At 32.3% G+C, this 22820-nt stretch carries 18 protein-coding genes; 13 read left to right on the top strand and 5 right to left on the bottom strand.

The annotated features are described in order from the left end of the window. Positions 1–137: 137 nt before the first annotated feature. The 5 genes from HW275_RS00530 to HW275_RS00510 all read right to left on the bottom strand — a co-directional run bounded on the left by HW275_RS00530 (position 138) and on the right by HW275_RS00510 (position 3074). Positions 138–416 (bottom strand): type II toxin-antitoxin system RelE/ParE family toxin, encoded by a 279-nt coding sequence (locus HW275_RS00530; RefSeq protein WP_178934287.1) that lies wholly within the window; start codon positions 414–416, stop codon positions 138–140. Then, a complete protein-coding gene (locus HW275_RS00525; RefSeq protein WP_178934286.1) occupies positions 400–702 on the bottom strand; it encodes a hypothetical protein in 303 nt (100 codons plus the stop codon). The genes HW275_RS00530 and HW275_RS00525 overlap by 17 nt, the downstream gene beginning before the upstream one ends. A 142-nt stretch (positions 703–844) precedes the next feature. After that, the gene (locus tag HW275_RS00520) at positions 845–1105 is read right to left on the bottom strand and encodes a DUF4911 domain-containing protein (protein ID WP_178934285.1); all 261 of its coding nucleotides are present in this window, start codon (positions 1103–1105) and stop codon (positions 845–847) included. Between the two features lie 22 nt (positions 1106–1127). Further along, the gene (locus HW275_RS00515; RefSeq protein WP_178934283.1) at positions 1128–2063 is read right to left on the bottom strand and encodes an ATP-binding protein; all 936 of its coding nucleotides are present in this window, start codon (positions 2061–2063) and stop codon (positions 1128–1130) included. A 15-nt stretch (positions 2064–2078) separates the two neighbouring features. After that, entirely contained in the window at positions 2079–3074 is a 996-nt protein-coding gene (locus HW275_RS00510; RefSeq protein ID WP_178934282.1) for a virulence RhuM family protein, read from the bottom strand. A gap of 702 nt (positions 3075–3776) precedes the next feature. On the opposite strand from HW275_RS00510, the gene HW275_RS00505 reads away from it, so the two are divergent. From HW275_RS00505 to ychF, 13 genes are all read left to right on the top strand, one after another. Further along, positions 3777–7544 carry an autotransporter-associated N-terminal domain-containing protein gene (locus tag HW275_RS00505; protein ID WP_178934281.1) on the top strand — a complete coding sequence of 1256 codons (3768 nt, stop codon included), beginning with the start codon at positions 3777–3779 and terminating at the stop codon, positions 7542–7544. A gap of 44 nt (positions 7545–7588) precedes the next feature. Next, positions 7589–9568 (top strand): autotransporter outer membrane beta-barrel domain-containing protein, encoded by a 1980-nt coding sequence (locus tag HW275_RS00500; RefSeq protein WP_178934280.1) that lies wholly within the window; start codon positions 7589–7591, stop codon positions 9566–9568. A gap of 878 nt (positions 9569–10446) precedes the next feature. Then, positions 10447–11835 carry an asparagine--tRNA ligase gene (asnS, locus tag HW275_RS00495; RefSeq protein ID WP_178934278.1) on the top strand — a complete coding sequence of 463 codons (1389 nt, stop codon included), beginning with the start codon at positions 10447–10449 and terminating at the stop codon, positions 11833–11835. A gap of 198 nt (positions 11836–12033) precedes the next feature. Further along, positions 12034–12723 carry a lipopolysaccharide assembly protein LapB gene (locus HW275_RS00490; RefSeq protein WP_178934277.1) on the top strand — a complete coding sequence of 230 codons (690 nt, stop codon included), beginning with the start codon at positions 12034–12036 and terminating at the stop codon, positions 12721–12723. Positions 12724–12741: 18 nt separating this feature from the next. Continuing rightward, complete coding sequence (dprA, locus tag HW275_RS00485; protein ID WP_178934276.1) at positions 12742–13833, top strand: DNA-processing protein DprA; 1092 nt, start codon at positions 12742–12744, stop codon at positions 13831–13833. A 40-nt stretch (positions 13834–13873) separates the two neighbouring features. Beyond that, positions 13874–14581: a hypothetical protein gene (locus tag HW275_RS00480; protein WP_178934275.1), complete on the top strand. Its 708-nt coding sequence runs from the start codon at positions 13874–13876 to the stop codon at positions 14579–14581. Between the two features lie 68 nt (positions 14582–14649). Continuing rightward, positions 14650–17034, top strand: a complete 2385-nt coding sequence (gene topA / locus HW275_RS00475) for a type I DNA topoisomerase (RefSeq protein ID WP_178934273.1) — start codon at positions 14650–14652, stop codon at positions 17032–17034. Between the two features lie 188 nt (positions 17035–17222). Further along, positions 17223–18332: a tyrosine-type recombinase/integrase gene (locus HW275_RS00470; RefSeq protein ID WP_178934272.1), complete on the top strand. Its 1110-nt coding sequence runs from the start codon at positions 17223–17225 to the stop codon at positions 18330–18332. 57 nt (positions 18333–18389) lie between these two features. Then, positions 18390–19511, top strand: a complete 1122-nt coding sequence (gene yqeH / locus HW275_RS00465) for a ribosome biogenesis GTPase YqeH (protein ID WP_178934271.1) — start codon at positions 18390–18392, stop codon at positions 19509–19511. 173 nt (positions 19512–19684) lie between these two features. Continuing rightward, complete coding sequence (locus HW275_RS00460; protein ID WP_178934270.1) at positions 19685–20122, top strand: competence protein ComE; 438 nt, start codon at positions 19685–19687, stop codon at positions 20120–20122. Between the two features lie 67 nt (positions 20123–20189). Continuing rightward, complete coding sequence (locus tag HW275_RS00455; protein ID WP_178934268.1) at positions 20190–20963, top strand: MBL fold metallo-hydrolase; 774 nt, start codon at positions 20190–20192, stop codon at positions 20961–20963. A gap of 30 nt (positions 20964–20993) precedes the next feature. Beyond that, positions 20994–21527, top strand: coding sequence for a uracil-DNA glycosylase family protein (locus tag HW275_RS00450; protein ID WP_178934266.1), 534 nt, complete (start codon positions 20994–20996; stop codon positions 21525–21527). A gap of 23 nt (positions 21528–21550) precedes the next feature. Beyond that, complete coding sequence (ychF, locus tag HW275_RS00445; protein ID WP_178934264.1) at positions 21551–22654, top strand: redox-regulated ATPase YchF; 1104 nt, start codon at positions 21551–21553, stop codon at positions 22652–22654. Positions 22655–22820: the final 166 nt, after the last annotated feature.

Genomic DNA, 22820 nt, shown 5'->3' with positions numbered 1-22820 from the left:
CATAAGTTTTATATATTTTACTATATTTACAAAATCAATAAAAATAATATCTGTTGATTTTTAAAAATATATAATATTTATGTTAGTAAAGTTATTTTTGACCTATGAGACACCCTCATTTTAATTATTTATTTTTGTTATTTTTTGTAAATATCTCCACGACTATTAATATCAATTACATTAATAATTTTTATTTCCTCATTTTCGATTGTAAAAATAGCTCTGTATTTTCCTATACGCATTCGATAGGCATTTTGAAAACTTTCATAATAATCAATATCAAAATTATTGAAGTTATTATAAAAGTCCTTTGACAATTCTGTAAAATTTTTAAAAAATCTTATTCCATATTCTTTATGGCTTTTCATAAATTTTTCAGCTTTTTTAGAATACAAAACTTTATAATAGCTCTTCAAGAGTTAGCTCCCTTCCTGGATCATTTTTGTCATATTCTTTTAAGACTTCAATTATTTCATTTTCTTCCTCTTTTGGAACTGGATTACAGTTTGCACGCAAAAATTCTGCTAAATCTAAGTTTTCCTGTTCCTGAACATAGTCGTATGTAGCTTTTTCTACGAGCTGAGAAAAAGAAATGCCAACTTTTTTTGCAAATCTTTCCATTGTATAAAATTGCTCAGCATTTAAAGTTATGTTTTTTCGAACTTTGTTTCCTGATTTTGGAACATTAACAGCTTCATTCATAATACTTCCTGCTTTCTTTATAAATATATGTAAATAATATCATATCTTATTTAGTGTGTCAAGGTGCGTATGTGTATATGTGTATAATGCGATGATATAAATTACTTACTATTAAAAAATTTGTAAATAAAAAGGCTTGGAATTATAATACTCCAAGCCATTCTCTTCTTTCCAGAACTTCTATTTCAATATTTTTTTTGTGTAATGTTTCGATTGCGTTGTCCATATCGTCCAGAAGACATGAATTTGTGAGGATCTTTATTAAACCGTTCTGGTTGTCGATTGTCCTTACATTTCCTAAACCATCATATGCTTCTATGATTTTATTGATAAAGTCGATGTACTCTTTTTTTGTTTGAATAATGTATTCCCAGCTTTTTATTTGCTTTTCTGCATTTTTCATATTTTATTTTTTACCTTTCTTTTTAAAATTTGTCTAAATATGAGTGTTTCCCGTTAGAGTCCTTCCAGCCTAATATTTTTTCTAAATTTACATTTTGTACTGAATGAACTATACGTTTTTTTATGTCTGGATTGGTTTTTACAAGCTGTGCGATTAATTCCTTTGTTTCCCGTCGTTTGCTTGAAGTCTTTTCGGCGGCTACTGTACAGCCACAGTTCATTGGCAAAATTCCATTATTTCGTACCCATTTGATAATTGCTTTTTCTTCAACATAGAATAATGGACGGATTAATTCTATTTCAAAATTATCGGACTTTAATTTTGGCAGCATTGTTTCAAATTTTCCCATATAAAAGATGCTCATCAGAGTGGTTTCGATGACATCGTCAAAATGATGTCCAAGTGCCAGTTTATTGCATCCAAGAGAAGCTGCTTTTGTGTAAAGGCTTCCACGCCGCATTTTGGCACACATGTAGCAGGGATAGTCTTTTGCAATTTTTTCTGCAATTTCAAAGATATTATCATTATAAATTTCACACGGAATATTCAGATGTTCCAGATTTTTTTTCAAATTATTCAAATTGGCAGGGTTAAATCCAGGATTCATTGAAATAAACACTAGCTCAAAATTAGTTCTGCTGGCTCTTTTCAGTTCTTGAAACAGTTTGGAAAGTAAAAGGCTGTCCTTTCCGCCAGAAATGGCAACTGCAATCCTGTCCCCATCCTTTACCATCTCGAACTCCTTCAAAGCCCTTATAAATGGTGCCCAAAGTGCTGAACGGTATTTTTTCTGAATACTTTTTTCAATAGTTTCCAATGGTTGAAGCGGAACAGATGGCAAAATCGTTTCACAGACTGCACTTCCAAGAGAAGTGGAAGCAATCTTGTCAGCACTTAGTTGTTCTTTATCCATTGTATTCTCATTATCAGAATAGCTTTCAATATTTTCTAAATTCATTATCTGCACCTCCTTTTAAATTTTGATTTTATTTATTTTTGTTTCAATATTTTTAATTTCTTTGAGATAATCTTTTTCAACTTTACTTAAAGTTTTTGATTGATATTTCTTATATTCATTTTCTACTTTTTTTATCATTTGAGTGTGTGAAACTTCTCCATTTCCTGAAAGCAAATTTTCTCCAGAAGCTGTAAGGATTTTATCTACATGATTTACCCAGTCCTGCATTGTCATTGGTATTTCTTTTTCTGCCTGTCTTTCTGCAAAGTCTAAATATCCCGAAACTAATTGATTCAGCCCTTTAAGTTCTTTTTCTGTCAAATAATTTTTAGCGATCTTGGCTTCATTAAGAGTAGGGAGCTCCCCTTTAAATGTCGAAAGCCCCATAAATGATTTTTCACTATCAACACGATTATAAATTAATTCACTTGCTGTGTGGCTGTGTATGGCAAAGTGCATTTTATTTTGAACAGTAGCGAAAAAATGTTTTGCTTCTTCACTTTTAGGATTGTAATCAATACTTGTGGAAAATAAATCTAAAATTTGGCGATAAAAAACTTTTTCACTTGAACGAATATCTCGGATTCTGTCTAACAGTTCTTTGAAATAATTTCCGCCACCTAAATTTTTAAGTTTTTTGTCATCCATAGCAAATCCTTTGACAAGATACTCTTTTAAAATTGTTGTTGCATAATTCCTGAACTGCATTCCTCTAGGTGAACGTACACGATAACCTATGGCTAATATCATATCAAGGTTATAGTAGGCAACCTGACGTTTAACCTCTCTTTTTCCTTCTTTTTGAACTGTCAACTGATAGTTGACAGTTGACATCTCTGAGAGTTCACTGTCTTCAAAAATAGCTTTTATATGTTTGCTTATATTTTGTTTAGTTGTGTCAAAGAGTTCGGCTATTTCAGACTGGCTTAGCCAAACCATGCCGTTTTCCAGGCGTAAACTTATCCGTGCCTTTCCGTCTTCTGTATTATAAATAATTATTTCGTTATTCATATCAGCTGCTCCCCCTTTTAAAATTTTTAACGTTTAATATGCGTAAATTACTTTGGAATCGGAATAAAAATCAAATAATTTGGATTCTGGTTCAAAATAATTTTATCATAAATAGACTGTACCAAGTTTTTGGGGGATTGTCAAGAAAAAAGGTGTATGCTTTTTTTAAATTAAATTTGGCTTAAATTTAAAGAAATATTTCATTTTAGTTAAAAAATATAACTGTTTTTATAAAAAAATATTAAAAAAAACAGGTTTTTTGAAAAAAGTATTGTATTTTTTTATTAAATTTGATAAAATGAAGAATAATAAGTTTTTTAAAACTTTTATTTGCAGTGAAAGTGAATTAAGTATAAATTTATAATTTAAATAAGTTTGAATTGTAATAAATTGCATTATAGTTAGACTGCTTGTAAAAAATTACTGTAAAGTTGAACGTAAAAATTTGAAGTGCTTTATTAATTTAATGTTAAATTTTAGAGGCTGTTTGATTTTTAAGTTCGGTTTTATGTGATTTTTAATAGGAAAGTTGAGAAATTGATTTAATAAAAGTTAAAAAACATAAAAAATATGAATGTTTAACAAATAACCTATCTAATCTTAAAATGAAATCACTGGTCATTTATTTTAAATTTTAATTTGTTAAATATGAAAAATTTTTTGAAATCACAAAGATTTAATTAAGAAGGAGTGAGAATCAAAATGACAAATAATCTTAGAAAAGTTTCACAAGATTTAAGAGCATTTGCAAAAAGAACAAAAGATTTTAAGTACACAGATTCTGCATTAATCACGTTTTTAATGACAGGAGTGGTGTCAATTACAAGTAATTTATTTTCTGCGCCTACGGATAAAAGCATAGAAAATCAGAAACAGGAGATTTCATCCTCAATAAAAGGGATGCACCAAAAAGTTAGGGAAACAAGACGTGAAAACAACAAATTACTAAAAGATACAAATCTTGAACTTATCCAATTAATGGAACAAGGGGATCACGTTGTAAAATCACCTTGGAGCAGCTGGCAGTTTGGAATGAACTATATGTATAACGACTGGCACGGACACTACAAAGGACGTGGAGATAAGGAAGAAAAATATCCATATGAAGGGATATTTGAAAGAAGTTCAAATGTTTATGAAAGAACTGTATCGCCAGATAGTGATAAGTATTCGTTGCTTTCAAAAACAAGAGGTCTAAAATCAGCTACAGGATCAGCTGGCAACTATGGGATAGCAAGTACAAAGGTGGTAAAGGAACCAATAGTAGGATTTGAAGTAAATGCGGGAATAACGCCAAGACAAGTACAAAAAGGTGCGATAACTATTCCAGCAAAACAAGCAACAACACCGCAAACACCAACACCAGTTAATTTTAGCCCAGTAGCACCAAATGTGCCAACGATAAATACTGTTCCTGTAAATATAACAGCAGTGGCATTAACTCCTTTTTGGAATAGTAATAGACAAACGAAATTAGGGAAAAATTTTAGCATTAATGATAATAACACATACACTTTAAATACAGGAGATCTTGGACTTTGTTCACCTTCTTGTCCTTCGGGAGAAAATGCAGCCCATGCAATATTAGAGATAACTGATACAGGAGAATATTCAATTGGGAAAAATGTTACTTTTGTTGTAAATGCTACAGGAGAAAGAGCATTATCTTTTGATCCTATAGAAAACACAAAAAGTCTTAATTATAGTAAATTTACAAATAATGGTAAAATTATCTTGAACGCTACAAATACAGCAGGAATGGAACTTACAACACAAGAAAATGGTATAAATGTAACAGGTATAAATAATGGTACAATAAATGGGGAGCTTGATAGACAATCAGCTTTTACATTTACTCAGGAACAAAATCCTACAGGAACATATACAGCAATAAATGAAACAGGTGGAACCATCAGTTTAACGGGAAACACTTCAACGGGATTCGGTTTTTATGTAAAAAGTCCAGGATGGGTTGTAAAAGCTATAAATAAAGGTAATGTTACTATGGCTGGTAATACTAGCTACGGTATAGGGTTAAGTACAAAAGCTACACTTCCTGGCGGAGGAACTGCAAATAATAATGTAGCAGCAGGTTCAGTATTTCAAAATGCATCAGGTGGAATAATGAACATCAGTGGAGATAATTCAGGAGGAATAGCGGTACAAAAACAAGCTGATCCTAGTCGTGCCTTGACAGTTGAAAATTCCGGTGGTGGAACCATAAATGTAAGTGGAGAAAATTCTTTTGGGATGTATTCGGAATTACATCAAAATGTTACAAATGCAGGAGATATAAATATAACAGGTTCAAAAAATAATTCGATTGGACTTAGAAATAATAATATTGATAATGATGCAAACAGTAGTATGACAAATACAGGTAATATAAACATTTCAAGTACAGGTAATACAAATATAGGACTTTATACAAGTAACGGAACGGTTATAAATACAGGTAAAGTAAATGTAACAGCTGGGAAAAATGTTGGTATGGTTGTTTATGGTACTGGAAAAGGAAAAAATGAAAGTGGTGCAGAAATTAATGTCACTTCTTCTGATGTTTCACAAGGAGTTGTAACTAAAGGAACGGGTTCATTTACAAATAAAGGTAAGATAACCCTTAACAGTGCTGGAAACGGTTCAGTTGGAGTTATAGTTGGAAATGCGACTCCAATGGAAAGTGGAACTTTAGATAGTACAAATGGAGAAATTGATATAACTGTAACGGGTAATAAATCTATAGGAACTTTTTCAAATGGTAATTTAACATTAGGAAAAACAAATGTTGTTGCTAATGATGGAGCTGTAAACTTTTTTGAAGGAAAAAATACTTCATCAACTACGACATTTGCGACAGGTAAAAATTCAACTGCTAAAACTGGACAAGGTTCATTGTTATTTTATTCAGATGGCGGAAAATTTAATATAGCTGGTAAATTGACTGCCGATGTAGCAGGAGGTAGTGATGTTAATAGTAGAGGTACTGCTTTTTACTATACTGCCCCTTCACATTATGCTTCATTTAATTCAGGAGATATAACTACTTGGGCAAATAGTATCTTTAATGGAAGTTTAAAGAATTTAACATTGAATATGGATAAAGGTTCAAGATTATTTGTGGCTTCAGATGTGGGAATGAATTTATCCGATACAACAGGGGATTCTGTTTCAAAAGCTACAGGAGCAAATATACAAGGTACAGGTTATAAAACGTTTATGTTGTACAAAAGTAAACTTACTATAAATCAAAATGTAAATCTTGATGATGATAATGATGCACTTAATCAGCTTGAAATTGCAAATTCTTCTATAGATAATAATAACAGTCAAACAATAACAGGAACTAAAACTGGATTGGTAGCACTTGCACAGGAAAACAAAGCACATACAAATAGAGCTGATGTTACAATAAATAACTATGGTACAGTTAATTTGTCAGGAGCAAAGTCAACCGGTATGTATGCTAAATATGGAATATTGAATAATGATACTACAGGAAAAATCACAATGGGAGATTCTTCAACTGCAATATATGGGAAAGACGATTCAATAGTTACTAATAAAGGTGTAGTTACAATAGGCTCAAACTCAACAGGACTATACTCGGAAGACACTGATCAGGCAATTACAAATGATGGAACAATTACAAGTTCAGGTAATAATTCTATTGGAGTATCGTATAAACCTAAAGCAATTTCAGCAGCTGGAACAGATATGTTAAAAAATACAGGTACGATTACAATGACAGGAGATAAAAATGTAGGGTTGTATGCTACAGAAGGTGCAGCTGCTACATATAATGTGTTAAATGCAGGAACAATTACAATGGGAGATTCTGCTTCATTATCAAATCCTAATGTTGCAATTTATACTGACAATGCAAATCATACATTAACAAATGGAGGAACTGTTACTGTAGGTAAAAACTCAATTGGATTATATGGTTATACATCAGATAACTCAGGTAATGTTACTGTTGGAAATGGTGGAATTGGAATTTATTCTCAAGGTGGAAATGTAAACTTAACTGGAGGAACAATTACAACGGGTTCTAATGAGGCAGTGGGAGTTTATACTGTTGGAAGTGGACAAAATATTACAAACAATGGAACGACATTTAATTTGGGTGATAACTCATTCGGATTTGTGAATGTAGGTAGTGGAAATACAATAACTTCAACTATTTCAAATATAGGACTTGGAAACAACAGTGTATATGTTTATTCAAACGACACTAAAGGAACAGTAACAAATAATACTGCTATCTCTTCAACTGGAAACCAAAACTACGGACTTTATTCAGCTGGAACTGTAAATAATAATGCAACCATTAATTTGTCAAATGGTAAAGGAAATGTTGGAATATATAGTGTTGGTGGAGGAACTGCGACAAACAATTCTTCGATAATTGTAGGGGAATCAGATTCAAAAAATAATTTATTTTCAATGCGACAAACAATTCTTCGATAATTGTAGGGGAATCAGATTCAAAAAATAATTTATTTTCAATCGGTATGGGTGCAGGGTACGGTACAACAGATCGTGGAACTATAATAAATAAAGGTACAATTACTGTAAATGGTAAAGACAGTATAGGGATGTATGCAAGTGGCTCAGGAAGTCAGGCTATAAATGATACAGGATCGACTATAACATTAAATGCAGACAATACCACAGGTATTTATGCTGATAATGGAGCTACTGCAATTAATAGAGGTACAATTACAACTTCGGGTTCACATTCAAAAGTAGTTGGAGTGTATCTAGGTAAAGGTGCAACACTTAATAATACTGGTACAATTCATATTGATTCAGATAATGGAACAGGTATTTATCTAAAAGGTGGAATAGTATCAAATTATGGAACTATAACAGTGGCTGGAGGAGCGAAAAGAGAAGCAGAATTTACAACACCTCCAACAGGTAAAGAAGTTGGTGGAGTATCAATTGATGCACCTGCAGGAGCAACAAGTGCCACAATTACTGTAAATGGAGTACCTCAAACACCAACAGTAGTAAATACAACAGGTAAAAATCCAATAACAGTGTCAGCTTCGAGTATTGGGTTATATATAAATACTTCAGGGGTAAATATTACAAAATCAATAGATGGATTGAATAAATTAACAAACAAGGCGGATTTAATTGTTGGTACAGAAGCTACAGAAGTGACAAATAGCAAATATATTTTGGTAAATGATCCTAATATAATAAATCCATATAAACAAGCTATGTTGCAAAATAATAATATAAAATGGAATATTTACTCAGGTTCATTAACATGGATGGCTACACCAACATTAGATCGTTCAAATGGTTCGATAAACAGTCTATATATGGCTAAAATTCCATACACAAATTGGGCTGGAAATGAAGGAACACCTGTAAATGGTACAGACACGTATAATTTTGCAGATGGGCTGGAACAAAGATATGGCGTAGAAGCCTTAGGTACAAGAGAACGTGAATTATTCCAAAAATTAAATGGAATAGGAAACAACGAGGAAGTATTATTGTACCAAGCATTCGACGAAATGATGGGACATCAATATGGAAATCTTCAACAAAGAATAAATGCGACTGGAAACATATTGGATAAAGAATTCAGATATCTGAAACACGACTGGAGAAATCCATCTAAACAAAACAACAAGATCAAAGTGTTTGGCGCAAGAGATGAGTACAACACTGACACAGCAGGAATCATTGACTATACAAGTAACGCCTACGGTGTAGCGTATGTTCATGAAGATGAAAAAATCAAGATGGGTAACTCAAGCGGATGGTATGCGGGAGCTGTAACAAACAGATTCAAGTTCAAGGATATAGGACATTCAAGAGAAAATCAAACTCAGCTTAAAGCAGGAATCTTTAAGACAATGTCACCTAAGAAAGATTACAACGGGGCATTGCAATGGACAATTGGAGGAGATGTATTCTTTGGAATTAATAATATGAAACGTAAATATCTGGTTGTAGACGATATATTCCAGGCAAAATCTGACTACAATTCTTATGGTGCGGCATTGAAGACAGACTTGGGATATGACATAAGAATGAGCGAAAGAACACATTTACGTCCATATGGAGCATTGAAGATGGAATATGGAAGATTCAATACCATTAAAGAGGATAACGGAGAAATGAGACTGGAAGTAAAAGGAAACGACTACTTCTCAGTTAAGCCAGAAGTTGGAGTTGAATTCAGATATGTACAGCCACTTGCAGTGAGAACAAACCTGACAGTAGGATTGTCAGCCGCCTATGAAAACGAATTAGGCAAGATGGCAAGCAAGAACAACGAAGGAAGAGTAAGATACACAAGCGCAGACTGGTTCGGAATAAGAGGGGAAAAGGAAGATAGACGTGGAAACGGCAAGTTTGACTTGAACATCGGAGTTGACAACACAAGATTTGGAGTGACAGTAAATGGAGGATATGACACTAAAGGCAATAATATAAGAGGTGGAATAGGATTTAGAGCTATTTACTAATTGTATGAAAAACCACTAATAAGAAGAGCAGTGAAATTTAGGTTTTGCTGTTCTTTTTTCTGTTTTATAGCAATGCTGGTCTATTTATATTAAACCCTATTTAAAAAATAGAAATAAAATTCTATAACAATTAATTTGATAGCCTTGTTAAGAAAATCAAATCTAATTTTTAAGTATTCATATAAGGGATTTTTATTTAGATTTTGAAAAACTGCTTATTATTAATAAATGTTTTTCATAATTTCATGTTTTTTCTTTTTATATAAGCAAGGGAAATCAATCGCCATTTCCCTTTATTTCGCAATAACAGTTATTTTAACATATTTAAATAATGACATATTAAAGAGAATAGCGAAAGTGCTACGCACTATCCCTGGCTTGTCTAAGCATTTTTTTGAAACAAAAACGAAACTCGCTGACGCTCACTTTCGCAAATAAAGATTAGAACAACTCTATAAAACATATTTGTTATAAAGGTTTTGGCGAAAGAAACACATAAATGTGTTTAATCGTTTTCATTCCAAAAAAATCACGACATTCCATATTAAATTACAAGATTATTATATTTATGTCTTTAAGATGGATACTTAATGATTAAATTTAATTAAAGGATATTTTAATAGTTACATAGGTCATATAATAGCATAATCATGTAAAAAATGAGTTTAATTTTATGATAAAAAGTATAAAAATAGAGATACAGTGTAATTTCAACCTCAAATATGAAACAAATTTTCAAATTTATTATTAAAATATATAGGAATTTGTGTTATAATATGAAAATATAGAAGAATAAATAAAAATTTATAGAGTAAAAATTAAAGAAAGGAGCTGTGTGAATTTTGTATAAATTATTATAATTTTTCATGCAGAAATATATGTTGTTAGAATTAAGAGAACTTCAGAAGAATACAAAAGAGTATTTGGTAAAAGAAATTGAAATTAATGGATGGGTGAAAAAGATTAGAAGCCAGAAGAACTTTGGGTTTATTGAACTGAATGACGGGACTTTTTTTACAGGGATACAAGTTGTGTTTGATGAAGAGCTGGAAAATTTTGAGGAAATTTCTAAACTTACAATTTCGACTTCTGTTAAAGTTACAGGAATTGTAGTGGAATCTTTGGGGAAAGGGCAGGATTATGAAATTAAGGCGACAAAAATTTCTGTTTACCAAAAAGCTGATTCAGATTATCCGTTGCAAAATAAAAGACATACATTTGAATTCTTGAGAACGATTGCACATTTGCGTCCTAGAACTAATGCGTTTTTTGCAACTTTCAGAGTGCGTTCAATTTTGTCTTATGCGATTCATAAATTCTTTCAGGAAAAGAACTTTGTGTATGTGCAAACTCCGATAATTACTGGAAGCGATGCGGAAGGTGCTGGAGAAATGTTTAGGCTTACGACACTTGATATAAACAATGTTCCAAAAACTGAAAATGGAAGCATTGACTTTAAGCAGGATTTCTTCGGGAAAGAGGCAAATCTTACAGTGAGCGGGCAGTTAAATGTTGAAACTTTTGCAAGTGCATTTAAAAATACGTATACTTTTGGGCCTACATTCAGGGCTGAAAAATCTAATACTCCAAAACACGCTGCGGAGTTTTGGATGATGGAGCCTGAAATTGCATTTGCAGACTTGGATGTAAATATGGATGTCATTGAGGAAATGATAAAATATATCGTAACTTATGTAAGGGAAAACGCCAAGGAAGAAATGGAATTTTTTAATAAATTTGTAGACAAGGATTTGTTTAATAGGCTTGACACTTTGGTAAATAATGAGTTTGGAAGGATTACTTATACAGAAGCCATTGAAATTTTGAAAAATTCAAAACAGAAGTTTGAATATGAAGTGGAATGGGGAATTGATCTTCAAACTGAACATGAGAGATATTTGGCGGAAAAACATTTTAAAAAGCCTGTATTTGTAACTGATTATCCAAAAGACATAAAAGCGTTTTATATGAAGTTGAATGAAGATGGAAAAACTGTAAGGGCGGTTGACTTATTGGCGCCAGGAATTGGGGAAATTGTAGGAGGAAGTCAAAGGGAAGATGATTATGAAACTCTTTTGGGAAAAATTCACGAAATGGGATTAAAAGAGGAAGACTACTGGTGGTACTTAGACTTGAGAAAATATGGAAGCGTGCCACATTCAGGATTTGGACTTGGGTTTGACAGAATGCTTATGTACATTACTGGAATGACGAATATAAGAGACGTGATTCCATTCCCAAGAACTACTAAAAATTTGGAATTCTAATTTAATCTTTAATCCTCAAATTCAGCTTGACAAAATATTAAAACCATATTCAAAGAAAAGACAAATATAAGAGATGTGTTTTTTGTGTATAATTTAAGTGAGAATACTTTGAAATCTGAAATTAAAATTTTTGATTAAATAAATTTATTGATTTTAGGATGTTGTATAATATCAAAATTATGCAGTCAGGAGGGAAAAATGGAGAAATTAAGAAGAATAATAATGGGAATGCTGCTGCTTTCCTTTACAACTGTAGTAAAGGCAAACTACTACATTGCAGAAAACGTAGGCACTAATAGCGGCGGTGATGCGACAACTGTTGAAGAGGAAAGAGTGCCGGCAGTACCGCCAACAACCGAAGCTGATGACGATACAAAAAAGGCGCTTGAGCATGGGAATGAGAAAAGTAAGCCTAAAGAGGAAAAAAAGACTGTTGACACAGGAACTATGCCGGCAACACAGACTGAAGACATATCAACTGAGGCAAAATATGATTCCTATGCCAATTATGAAAATGCTACACTTGCCAAAAAAAGTTCATCAGCCACATTCAGGATGGCACAGCTTTACTTTCGTGACGGACTTTATGAAAAAGCAGTAAATCTGGCACTAAAGGATGAGGCGCCTGACATTCCTGTAATGTATGTAATTGCAATTGGTTCACGATTAATGGGAGATAATGACAAGTCAATTGACTATTATACTAGAATATTATCGCAGGATGAAAATCAGGCGGAAGCAAAACTTGGGATAGGTATTGCCTACAAATCAAAAGGGGATTTTTCAAAGGCGTTAGGATATTTGCGAGATTATAATTCAAAATATGCTAATGACGAGGTAAAAAAAGAAATCGCAGTATTAAATGAAATATTAGCTGGTTCAAAATAAAAAATAGGGGGGATTATTGTGGAATGGCTTAGACTAAAGGAATATGGGATGAAAAATGCTCATATAAAAAAACTTATGTTAATTTTTCAAGATTTTGAAGAATTATTTTATGAAGAAAATTTTAAATTGTTTAATGACGAATTAAAAAATCAGCTGGAAGAAGCAATGAAAATTGATATGAAAGACAGGCTGGAGCTTTACGAACGAAACAGAATAAGAATAATAAGCGCAAATGACAAGGAATATCCAAAAAAATTGAAGGAAATAAAAGATTTTCCAGTCTTTTTGTATTTAAAGGGGAAAAAATTAAAAGATTACGATAAAATAAAAATTGACAAAGGTAAGATTTTAGTAGATAATAAGCGAAATATCGGAGTTGTGGGAACACGGCGGGCAACAAAATTTGGAAAGACAGCCTGTGAAAAAATTGTAAATGAGCTTGTAAACTATGATGTAACTGTAATTAGCGGACTTGCTGACGGGATAGATACAATTGCGCTAAAAACTGCACTGGATAAGGGAATAGAAGTTGTGTCAGTGGTAGGAACAGGGCTGGATGTAGTTTATCCATACGAAAACCGTGGTTTATGGGAAAGAATAGGTGAAGTTGGTACAATTATGAGCGAATATCCGCTCGGAACGCAGCCTACAAGATGGACTTTTCCCAGAAGGAACCGAATTATAGCAGGAATGTCAGATGGAGTTCTCGTAGCCGAAAGTTTCAAAAAAGGTGGCGCATTAATTACAGCGGAACTGGCTTTTAGCATGAACCGTGAAGTTTTTGCCGTACCTGGATTTATAAATTACCCATCTTTTGAAGGCTGTAACGATTTAATAAAAAATAATAAGGCAAAGTTAGTAGCTTGCGGAAATGACATTGCTGAAGAGTTTTTGTGGGATATAAAAAAAGAAAAAAGCAAATTACAAAAACTGACAGAAGAGGAACAAACTGTATTTGAAGCAATAACCGAAGAAACAAGCTTTGAGCAAATATTGCAGAATGTGAAAGAAAAAATTGAGAAAAATAAGCTGTTTTCAATAATTATGAGCTTGAAAATAAGAGGATTAATTACAGAAACAAATGGGGCGAAGTATATAAGGATAGTATAATTAGAGCAAGAAAATATACGAGATTTAGGGAAGGAATAATATGGCAACCAAGTATTCAAAAAATGAAATTTTAGAAATGATGGAGAAAATAAAATCTGATATTAGAAGCTTTTATAAACAAGAGTTTGTAAACTATGCAGGGAAAACAAAAGATTCAAAAGAATATTATACAGAAATTGCTGCAGAATGGCTGTTGAGTCACGTTGAATTATTTAATAAGATAAAGCTAATAAATAGAGAAGGAAGTTATAGAATAGAGAGCCATGACGGAAAAATTAAAAATCAAAACTCAAATCGTGTAGAAGAAAAAATTGCTATGAAATTATTTGATTATTCGCAAAATAAAGGAGAAATTTTTGATAAAATTGGGAAAATTATAGATTATCAGACACCTTTAAAAAATATACAAACAGATGATGCTGGTAAAATAGATTTGCTTGCCTATAATGAAGATGCTAACACTTTGAGAATCTTAGAATTAAAAAAATCTGATAGTAAAGAAACTATGTTAAAATGTCTGTTAGAAGTTTATACCTATTTAAAAATTGTAAATAAAGATAAACTTTTAAAAGATTTTGGATTACCAAAAGATACGATAGTTAAAGCCTCTCCACTTGTATTTTTTGAAGGAATGCAGTATAAGGAAATGCAGGAAGACAGGAAAAATTTAAAAAAATTAATGGAAAAAATGGGAATAGAACCAGTATATTTAATTGAAGAAAATAGAAAATATAAAGTGAAATTATAAGAATTTAGAAAATAATTTTAAAAATAAAAACTATTTATAATAAACAAAGGAATAAGGAGAAAATAGAGTTGGCTAAAAAGTTAGTTATTGTTGAGTCACCGTCAAAAGCAAAAACCATTGAAAAGATACTTGGCAGAAATTATGAGGTTGTTGCATCTTATGGGCATGTTATTGATTTACCAAAAACAAAAATTGGGATAGATGTGGAAAATAATTTTGAGCCACAGTATAAGGTTATAAAGGGGAAAGGTGAAGTTTTAAAGAAATTAAAGGAAAAATCGAAAGGTGCAAGTGCTGTTTATCTGGCATCGGATCAGGATAGGGAAGGGGAAGCGATAGCTTGGCACATTTCTAATTATATTAAGCAGCCTGATAAAGTAAAAAGGATTGAGTTTAATGAAATAACGAAGACGGCTGTAAATAATGCGATTAAGAATCCGAGAGATATTAATGACAATCTTGTGAATGCACAGCAGGCTAGAAGATTGCTCGATAGAATTGTGGGATATAAAATAAGTCCGCTTTTGTGGAAAATAATTAATCGTAACGCCAGTGCTGGACGTGTACAGTCGGTTGCATTAAAGCTGATTTGTGACCTGGAAGACGAGATAAATGCGTTTATACCGCAAAAATATTGGGAAGTAAGTGCATTAATTGAAAAAGATATTAATCTTAATTTAGTAAAAATTGTAGATGAAAAAGTGGATAAAATCTTTAATGAAAAAGTTGTAAAAAAATTAAAAAAAGACTTAAAAAATGAATCATTGACGCTTGAGAAAATAGAAGTTAAGAAAAAATCTCAAAGGCCGCCGCTGGTATTTAAGACAAGTACCTTGCAGCAGCTTGCTTCATCATATCTTGGGTATGGTGCGAGTAAAACGATGAGAATAGCACAACAGCTGTATGAAGGGCTTGCCATTAATGGTGAAAATAAAGGGCTTATAACTTATATGAGAACCGATTCTACGAGAATTTCAATCGATGCCATAAATATGGCAAAGGATTACATTACAAAAAATTATGGTGAAAAATATGTAGGGAAATATATTGTAAAAAATTCAAAATCAAATGTTCAGGATGCCCACGAAGGAATCCGTCCATCTGATATTAACTTAGTCCCAGATAATATAAAAGCTTATCTGACAAATGATCAGTACAGGCTGTATAAATTGATTTGGGACAGATTTCTAGTTTCGCAGTTTGCAGCAATGCAGTATGAGCAGATGCAGATTAATGCCGTGAATGGAGATTACAGTTTCCGTGGGACGATTAACAAGGTAATTTTTGATGGGTATTACAAGATTTTTAAAGATGAGGATGAAATTAAGACTGGGGATTTTCCAGAATTAAAGGAAGGCAGTGTTCATCCAATAGACAAATTGAATGTGGAAGAAGGAATAACAAAGCCTCCAACAAGATTTTCCGAAGCGACACTTGTAAAAAAACTGGAATCGGAAGGGATTGGACGTCCATCAACTTATGCTTCAATTGTTGAAACGCTGAAAGCAAGGGAATATGTGGAACTTATTGAAAAACGTTTTTATCCAACTTATTTAGGATACGAAGTAAAGGATGAGCTCGTCAAGAATTTTAAGGACATTATGAATGTGAAATTTACGGCGAATATGGAAAAGGAGCTGGATAAGGTTGAGGAAGGGACAGTTGAGTGGATACAGCTTTTGAGAACTTTTTATGACTCGCTGGAAAAGGATATTGACAAGTTTGAGAAGGAAATTGATGAAATAAAAAATCGTAGAGTTGTGTCAGATGTGTTGGATTCAGAGGGCAATCCTATGGTTTTAAAAACTGGACTTTATGGAAAATACTTGATTAGTGAATCAAATGAGAAGGAAAAAATTTCGTTAAAGGGAATTGCAGTATCGCCTGAGGCTCTTAAAAAGGGAGAAATCTTTGTAAAAGAGGAAGTGGAGAAACTTCAGAATAATAAAAAGGGAATATTGACTGATTATTTTGATGAGGATGGAAACAGATATGTGCTGAAAGTTGGACGATTTGGAGAATATCTTGAAAGTGAAAATTATGAAAAAGATGAAAAGAGAATGTCGCTGCCAGTTGAATTGAAGCAGAAGTATAAAAAAGGCGCAGTAATAGAGCTAGATGGAGTATTACAAATAAATGATGAAATGAAACGGTTGCAGGAGATTGACAGAAAAATAATAGAAGAAGCAGGAGTCTGTGAATTTTGCGGAAAACCGTATGAAATAAAAACTGGAAGATTTGGAAAATTTTTGGCTTGTACAGGCTATCCTGAATGTAAAACGATAAAAAATATAAAAACTGGGAAAGTTACAAGAGTGACTGAAAAAGCTGAAAAAACTAAGAAAACTACAAAAAAAGCGACTAAAAAAACAGCAACTAAAGCAAAATCTACATCTAGAAAGGCTAAAAAGACAACGATAACTAGAAAATCTACAGTGAAGAAATCTAAATAACAGAAAAAATAATTAATTTATTAAAATTTAAGTTTAAAGTTATTTCGTTTTTTATTATCGGACTAATAAATTGAATAATACAGATTGTCATAGATTTTAAGTATGATTTTAGATATTTTTTTAAATAAAAAAGTGAATTAATTTGTATTGCTGTGAATGATTGTGTTATAATAAATGGAGAAGTTTTAATGAATAATAGTGACAAAGACGTTGAGAAAGAAAAGGACATTGGAAATAAAGACAATATAAGAAATGAAAATCTTGTGATGTATGTGGATAAATTCTTGTATTACGAAGAGGTTATTCTTGGTAAGAGCTTTAATACAATTAGAAGTTATCGGAGGGATTTACTGCAGTTTATGGAATATCTGGATGAATATGAGGAAATTCGAAATTTTGAAGAAATTGAAATGATGACATTCAGATCTTTTATTGCGTATTTAAATTCTCCCAAAAGACTGACTAAAGATGAGGACAAGGAACAAGGTTCGGAGAAAAGTGCTGAAAATGTAGAAATTAAAGATACAGAAACAGAGATTGATAAGATAAAAAGTATTGAGGATATGGAAGAAATAAATAAAAAAATAAGCGTCAAGCCTGTGTCTAAAAGAACTATAAATAGGAAGATTTCAGCACTTAGGACATTTTTTAAATATCTTCAGGAAATAAAAGTAATTGAAACGAACAAGGCGGCTTATATAAATGTGCCAAAATTTGAGAAGGAACTGCCGAATGTATTGAACAGGGATGATTTGAACAGGTTAAGGCATGTTATAAGTACGGAAAAAATTACTGGGATTAGAGACAGGTTGATTATTGAACTGCTTTATTCTAGTGGACTTCGTTCGATGGAGCTTATTAATCTAAGTGAATTTATGATTGATATTGAAGAGAGGGAAATCAGGGTTATTGGAAAAGGTGATAAGGAACGGATAACTTTTTTTAGTGAAAATGCTAAGAAATGGCTTATAAAATATATTGAGGAAAAGAAAAGGCAATATGAAAACTACACCAGGGAAGTACTGATTGTAAACAGTAAAGGGAAAAAATTGACGACACGTTCGCTAAGAAGGCTTATTTCGGCACATGCACATGAGGCGGGGATACAAAAGGAAATAACTCCACATGTATTTAGGCATTCATTTGCAACGGAACTTTTGAATAACGGCGTGGATATCCGATATTTGCAGGAATTGCTTGGGCATAGCAGTATTGCTACAACGCAAGTTTATACACATGTGAGCAAGGCGTTCTTGCGGGATATTTATATGAACACTCACCCGTTGGCTAAGGAATAATGAATTTGAGAAAATTGAATTTTAATGTAAGAGGAATGATAAAAATAGGAGGAAATTTTGATTATAAAAAAATGTAGTGGTTGTGGAATTGAACTGCAGTTTGAGGATAAAAATAAGGAAGGGTATGTTCCAGAGGAAAAGTTTATTACGCAGGATAATTTACTTTGTCAGAGATGTTTTAAAATTAAGAATTATGGGGAAAATCTTGTAAATAATTTTAGCAGAGAAGATTATTTGAAGGAAGTGAATAAAAGTGTGAAAAAATCTGATATAATACTTCCAATATTTGATATTATTGATTTTGAAGGCTCGTTTACTGAGGAAATTTTGGATTATTTAAGAGATTACAGATCAATAATTTTAATTAATAAAATAGATCTACTGCCTGACTTTATACATCCAACTGAAATTTCTAACTGGGTAAAGAATAGGCTTGCCGAAGAGGACATTGTGCCTGATGATATTGCTTTTATCAGTGTAAAAAATAAATACGGAATAAATGGAATAATCAGAAAAATCAAAAATATTTTTCATAACAAAAAAGTGAAGGCAACTGTCCTTGGAGTTTCAAATGTTGGAAAATCATCAGTTATAAATTTACTTCTTGGGAACAATAAAATAACAACTTCTAAATATTCTGGAACCACTTTAAAATCAATTAACAATAAAATTCCAAATAGTGAAATCACAATAATTGACACACCTGGACTTATTCCAGATGGAAGAATTTCTGACTTGATTAGTGTTGAAAATGGGTTAAAGCTGGTGCCAGCTGGGGAAATTTCACGAAAAACTTTTAAACTTGAAGAAAATCAGGTATTTATGTTTGATGTTTTCTGCAGATTTAAAATATTGGGAAATGAACTTCTGGAAAGTGGAAGCAAACCTATTTTTTCTGCTTATGCTTCAAAAAGTGTGAAGTTTCACGTGGCTCGTGAGGAAAGAGTGGAAGCCTTGCTAAATGGAAATTACTTTGAAATTTTACAAGGAGCTGAAAAAGAAAAGTATTTTCAAAATGAATTTGTGACTCATGAAGTGGAAATTGAGGAAAATGAAGAGCTGGTAATTGCAGGGCTGGGCTGGATAAATGTTAAAAGAGGTCCGCTGAAGGTGCAGCTGAAAGTTCCTAAAAATGTGAAAGTGGTTGTTAGGTCGTCAATTTTTAGAAATAAAAAATAGATTTAAGAGATTATTTTATTAGGAGCTTGAATCTATTGAAGATTTGATTTTGAAAAAGTAAGGCAGGAAAAACATAGAATTTGAGATATAAAAAAATCTGAAGGAAGGAGAGCGTGATTTTTTACATCATTATAATTATAAAATTAGAAATTTTGTAAATTTCATGCGGGAAAATGGCTTTTGATAACGATTATTATGTAAATAGCAGGACAAAGGTGACAAAAAAAATTGTTCTTCGTGGTATAACTTTTCTTGTAGTTGTATTTATTGCGATATTTAACGTTGTGATTTTGTTTTCAAGAAAAGTGGACAAACTTATAGCGGCTGACATTCGGGTAGAAACTGTAAAATTACAGAATGCAATTAAAAAATTTAATGAAAAGACAGGCTCTAATCCAAATTTGGCAGGACTTGAAGATAGCTTGCAAAATGTAAAAAGTTCAGATGGAGCATATAATTTTGGGACTTTTTATGGAAGTGATAAAATTTATGAAATTCCTGAAAGTATAAAGGATTCGAGGGAAAGAAGCAATAGAATTGTAACGAAAAAGGATAAAAAAGGTGGATGGGTTTATGATCAGTTAAAGGGGACAATTTCACCAAATATTTAAAATTCTAAAGTGAAAAAATGGGGGGAGTTAAATAAAAAACTCAATTAGAAAGAAGATTAGTAAAAGAATGAAATTTTCAAGTTTGGGAAGCGGAAGTAGCGGAAATTCCAGCTATATTGAGATGGGCAGCAATCAATTTCTTATAGATGCAGGATTTAGTGGCAAAAAAATTGCAGAAAAATTGAACAGTATTGAAAAAAGAATTGAGGATATAAGGGGAATATTTGTGACACATGAGCATTCTGATCATATTCAGGGACTTGGAGTTGTTTCACGAAAATACGATATTCCAATTTATCTTCATGAAGTAACTTATAGTGTGATTAAGGACAAAATTGGAAAAATTGAGAAAAAGAATTTGAATTTTATAAAAGATGAAAAAACTGTAATTGACAATTGCGTGATAAACAATTTTGAAGTAATGCACGATGCAAAAAAATGTTTGGGATATACATTTGAATATGAAGGGAAGAAATTGTCCTATGCCAGTGATGTTGGCTGTGTAAATAATATTATTAAGGAAAATCTGAAAAATAGCGATGTAATCGTGCTGGAAAGTAACTATGACTATAATATGCTGATGACAGGTCCATATCATTGGGAACTCAAAAACCGTGTGAAGGGAAGAAATGGACATTTGTCAAATTCAGAAGCATCAAAGCTGATTGGACAGGTGCTTAGTGAGAAACTGAAAAAGGTTTATTTAATGCATATAAGCAAAGATAATAATACGCCAGAGCTAGCTTATAATTCGCTGTATCAAATTTTGGAGCGGGAAAATAAAAGCCATCTGGAAATCGAAATTATTAATGAAGAAGGAACCGAAATTTATAAAATATAGAATATTAGAATAAAGAATAAGGAAAAAGTTATGTGGAATGACTTAAAACTGGAAATTGACATTTGCACTAGATGCATTTTGGAAAAAACTAGAATTAATCCAATTGTTGGCGAAGGAAATAAAGAGGCGGAAATTTTGTTTGTGCTGGATAGCATAAGTGAGGAAGAGGATATAAAGCAGAAACTTTTGATTGACAGAAATGGGAAATATTTTAAAAAGTTTCTGGAGTATTCAAAGCTGGATTTGAAGAAATGTTATTTTACAGCCCTTACAAAATGCAGCTCACACGGCAATTTAATTGAAAAAGACAGTATTTTACAGTGCCACGAGTTTCTTATAGCGCAAATTGCTCTAATTAATCCAAAGTACATTATAACAGTTGGAGAACGGGCAACTAAATCGCTTCTGGAAGATGTGGAAAAAGAGGATATAATGGATCTGGTGGGGAAAGTGTTTGATTTTTATGGAGAAATTAAGATTGTGCCGATTTATGACATTTCCTATTTGTTTAAGGCGACAGATAAGGAAAAATGGAAATTAATAAAAATTTTGGAAAAATTATAAAAGAAGAAAGGAAATAAAAAAGAATGATAGGAATAGGAATTGTAGGATTACCAAACGTGGGAAAATCAACATTGTTTAACGCAATAACAAAAACACAGAATGCAGAGGCGGCAAACTATCCATTTGCAACAATTGAGCCAAATGTAGGGCTTGTAAGCGTGCCTGATCCACGTTTAAAGGATTTGGAAAAAGTGGTTAATCCAAAAAGGACAGTTGGAGCGACAGTTGAGTTTGTAGATATTGCAGGACTTGTAAAAGGCGCATCAAAAGGGGAAGGGCTGGGAAACCAGTTTTTATCCAATATCCGAAATACAGCTGCAATTTGCCAAGTTGTAAGATGTTTTGACGATGACAATATTATCCACGTGGAAGGAAGCGTTGATCCTATAAGAGATATTGAAACAATTAATGCAGAACTGATTTTTGCTGATTTGGAAACAGTTGAAAGGGCGATTCAGAAAAATCAGAAACTGGCTCGTGGAGGAAATGCAGAAGGGAAAGAATTGGTGGCAGTTCTTGAAAGATGTAAAGTTCATCTGGAAGAATTCAAGTTATTAAAAACATTGAAATTTACGCAAAGGGAAGAGGAATTAATAAAAGTTTATCAATTTTTGACAGTAAAGCCGATGATGTTTGCTGCAAATATTTCAGAAGAGGACTTGACAGCTGGAATTGAAAACGATTATGTAAAAAAAGTGCGTGAATTTGCAAAACAGTATGACAGTGAAGTAGTAACTTTTTCAGCAAAAGTGGAAGCAGAATTAATCGAAATTGAAGACGAAGAAGAAAGACAAATGTTCATTGATGAACTGGGAATAAAAGAACCAAGCCTAAACAGGCTAATCAGGGCAGGCTTCAAATTATTAGGGCTAATCACATACTTTACAGCCGGAGAAAAAGAAGTGAGGGCCTGGACAATAAAACAAGGAACAAATGCCCAAAAATCAGCTGGTGAAATCCATACAGACATTGAAAAAGGATTCATCAGAGCCGAAGTTGTATCCTTTGATAAATTTATTGAACTGAACGGATGGAACGGAGCAAAAGAAAAAGGCGTGATGAGACTCGAAGGGAAAGAGTACATTGTGCAGGATGGGGACGTTATGTTCTTTAGATTTAACGTATAAAAATTGAAATAGAAAAAGTGTTCAGAAATAGGTTATCTAAAATTAGATTAAATTTTTGAACATTTTTTTTGTTTTAAAAATTCTCTTTTTTGTACTATAATATTTTTGTAAAATATGGTATGATATAGGCAATAAAAATTGGAAAAATAAAAGGAGGAAATTGAAA

The sequence above is a fragment of the Leptotrichia sp. oral taxon 223 genome (genome assembly GCF_013394795.1).
GTDB lineage: Bacteria > Fusobacteriota > Fusobacteriia > Fusobacteriales > Leptotrichiaceae > Leptotrichia.
Note: the sequence above shows the minus strand (reverse complement) of the source record. Positions and strands in the feature narration are given on the sequence as shown.

Excerpts from the sequence above, each read along its gene's own strand:
- HW275_RS00520 (WP_178934285.1), bottom strand. The coding sequence starts at position 1,105 with ATGAAAAATGCAGAAAAGCAAATAAAAAGCTGGGAATACATTATTCAA.
- HW275_RS00505 (WP_178934281.1), top strand. The coding sequence starts at position 3,777 with ATGACAAATAATCTTAGAAAAGTTTCACAAGATTTAAGAGCATTTGCA.
- HW275_RS00510 (WP_178934282.1), bottom strand. The coding sequence starts at position 3,074 with ATGAATAACGAAATAATTATTTATAATACAGAAGACGGAAAGGCACGG.
- HW275_RS00470 (WP_178934272.1), top strand. The coding sequence starts at position 17,223 with ATGAATAATAGTGACAAAGACGTTGAGAAAGAAAAGGACATTGGAAAT.
- HW275_RS00525 (WP_178934286.1), bottom strand. The coding sequence starts at position 702 with ATGAATGAAGCTGTTAATGTTCCAAAATCAGGAAACAAAGTTCGAAAA.
- HW275_RS00450 (WP_178934266.1), top strand. The coding sequence starts at position 20,994 with ATGTGGAATGACTTAAAACTGGAAATTGACATTTGCACTAGATGCATT.
- HW275_RS00500 (WP_178934280.1), top strand. The coding sequence starts at position 7,589 with ATGGGTGCAGGGTACGGTACAACAGATCGTGGAACTATAATAAATAAA.
- HW275_RS00460 (WP_178934270.1), top strand. The coding sequence starts at position 19,685 with ATGGCTTTTGATAACGATTATTATGTAAATAGCAGGACAAAGGTGACA.
- HW275_RS00515 (WP_178934283.1), bottom strand. The coding sequence starts at position 2,063 with ATGAATTTAGAAAATATTGAAAGCTATTCTGATAATGAGAATACAATG.
- ychF (WP_178934264.1), top strand. The coding sequence starts at position 21,551 with ATGATAGGAATAGGAATTGTAGGATTACCAAACGTGGGAAAATCAACA.
- HW275_RS00490 (WP_178934277.1), top strand. The coding sequence starts at position 12,034 with ATGGAGAAATTAAGAAGAATAATAATGGGAATGCTGCTGCTTTCCTTT.
- HW275_RS00480 (WP_178934275.1), top strand. The coding sequence starts at position 13,874 with ATGGCAACCAAGTATTCAAAAAATGAAATTTTAGAAATGATGGAGAAA.
- asnS (WP_178934278.1), top strand. The coding sequence starts at position 10,447 with ATGTTGTTAGAATTAAGAGAACTTCAGAAGAATACAAAAGAGTATTTG.
- HW275_RS00455 (WP_178934268.1), top strand. The coding sequence starts at position 20,190 with ATGAAATTTTCAAGTTTGGGAAGCGGAAGTAGCGGAAATTCCAGCTAT.